The following is a 2,639-nucleotide window of genomic DNA, read 5'->3' on the forward strand; positions in this document are numbered from 1 at the left end:
CCGACCGGCCGCTGTGGCTCGGCGCGCTGAAGTCCAACATCGGCCACACCCAGGCGGCGGCCGGTGTGACCGGTGTCATCAAGATGGTGCAGGCGATGCGGCACGGCGTCCTGCCGCGCACCCTGCACGTCGACGAGCCGTCCCGGCACGTCGACTGGACCACCGGCAGGATACGGATCCTCACCGAGGCCACCCCGTGGCCCGGCACCGACCGCCCGCGCCGTGCCGGCGTCTCCTCGTTCGGCGCCAGCGGCACGAACGCCCACCTGATCCTGGAGGCGCCCGACGCGGCGCCCCCGGCGGACGACAGCGCACCCGCCGGACCACAGCCCCTGGTGGTGTCGGGCCGGGACGCCAACGCCGTCCGGGAGCAGTGCGAGCGCCTCGCCGCCCACCTCACCCGCCACCCGCAGGCCCCCCTGGCCCAGGTGGCCGGTGCCCTCGCCCGCCGCTCGCTCTTCGAACACCGTGCCGCCGTCGTGGCCACCGACCGGACGGAGGCCGTCGACGCGCTCCGGGCCGCCGCCGCGGGCGTCTCCCACCCGTCGGTCCGCACCGGCTCCGGACCCGTCCACGGCGGGGCGGTCTGGGTCTTCTCCGGCCAGGGCGCCCAGTGGGCCGGCATGGCCACCGAACTCCTCGCCGCGGGCGGCGCGTTCGCCGAGCGGCTCGGCCAGTGCCGTGACGCCCTGGCGCCCTTCGTCGACTGGGACCTCTTCGCCGTCCTGACCGGAGAGGCCGGCCAGCCGTCCCTGGACCGTGTCGACGTCGTGCAGCCGGCCCTGTGGGCCGTGATGGTCGCCCTCGCCGCGGCCTGGGAGGAGCAGGGAGCCGCCCCCGCCGCCGTACTCGGCCACTCCCAGGGGGAGATCGCCGCCGCGACCGTCGCCGGGGTGCTGTCCCTGGACGACGGCGCACGCGTGGTGGCGCTGCGCTCGCAGCTCATCACCTCCCTGGCCGGGCACGGCGGCATGACCTCCCTGGCCCTGGAGCCGGCCCGGGTACGGGAACTGCTCACCGCGCTCGACCTGGACGCGCACGTGGCCGCCGTCAACAGCCCCGGCAGCACGGTCGTCTCCGGCAGCCCCGGCGACCTCGACGCCCTGGAGCGCCACTGCGACACGCACGGCATCCGGGCCCGCCGCGTCCCCGTCGACTACGCCTCCCACTCACCGCACGTCGAGCGGCTGCGCACGGAACTCCTCGACCGCCTCGCGCCGGTCAGCCCCCGCCGGACCCGTGTCCCCTTCTACTCCTCACTCACCGGCACCCGCGTCGACGGCGACGGCCTCGACGCCGCCTACTGGTACCGGAACCTGCGCCACACCGTCGAGTTCGAGACGGCCACCCGCGCCCTGGTCGAGGACGGCCACACCGCGTTCCTGGAGGTCAGCCCGCACCCGGTGCTCGCCCTCCCGCTGCAGCAGACGCTGGAGGACACCTCCGCGACGGCCCCCACGGTGCAGGGCACCCTGCGCCGTGACCTGGGCGGACCGGACACCCTGGCCGAGGCCGCCGCACAGGCGCACGCCCACGGCATCAGCCTCCAGGGCCGGGCCGCGACGGCCCTGCCGGACCTGCCGACCTACCCGTTCCAGGGCGACAGCCACTGGCTGACCGGCCTGCCCACCGGCGGCGACGCGGAGTCGGTGGGGCAGTGGCCCATGGCGCACCCGCTGCTGGGCGCCGCCGTCCACCGGGCGGACGGCGACGGCCTGGTGGTGACCGGCCGGGTGTCCGCGGCCACCCAGCCGTGGCTCGCCGACCACGTGGTTCGCGACGCGGTGCTGTTCCCCGGCACGGCCTTCGTCGAGGCGGCGATCCGCTCGGGCGACGAGGTCGGCTGCTCGGAGCTGGAGGAACTGGTCCTGGAGGCGCCCCTGGTCCTCGACGGCCAGGAGACGGTCGGCCTGCAGATCACCGTCGGCGCCGCCGACCCGGCCGGCCGCCGCCCGGTGTCCGTCCACTCCACCCGGCAGGACGGCACCGCGGACGGGGTGGCGGAGCACGGCGAGGAGATCGTCTGGGTCCGGCACGCCAGCGGGTTCCTCAGGCCGGCCGCACCGGACGAGCCGGACACCGCCGCCGACTTCGCCGAGTGGCCGCCGCGGCACGCCGAACCCGTGCCCGTCGAGGACGCCTACGACCGGCTCGCCCGCGCCGGATACGGCTACGGGCCCCTGTTCCGGGGGCTGCGCGCCCTGTGGCGCCGGGACGACGAGGCGTTCGCCGAGATCGAGTTGGCGGACGAGGACGCGGCCCGCGGGTGGAGCGTCCACCCCGGACTGCTGGACGGGGCGCTGCACCCCGACATCCTTCGCGAGCTGGCGGAGCCGGAACCGGACGGGCTGCGGCTGCCGTTCTCCTGGCACGCGGTGACCGTCCACGCGTCCGGCGCCACCGCCCTGCGGGTCCGGCTGAGCTGGGCGGGCCCGGACGGCGTGTCCCTGCTGGCCACCGACCCGACGGGTGCGCCCGTGGTGTCCGTCGGCGCGCTGACCACCCGCCCGATGGCAGACGGGGCGACCGCACCGACCGCCGACCAGACCCGCAACGCGCTCTTCCGCACCGAGTGGCAGCCGGCGCCGCAGCCGGAGTCCGGTACGCCGCAGGGCAGTTGCCTGGTGGCCGGCCCGGGT

At 76.5% G+C, this 2,639-nt stretch carries 1 protein-coding gene; it reads left to right on the forward strand.

Annotated elements, in window-relative coordinates; all coding sequences use genetic code 11:
- Window positions 1-2,639: acyltransferase domain-containing protein (locus ACYVE9_RS22165; protein ID WP_461029650.1), on the forward strand; the 2,639-nt coding region annotated here is incomplete at both ends.

Source organism: Streptomyces sparsus (assembly GCF_054776295.1).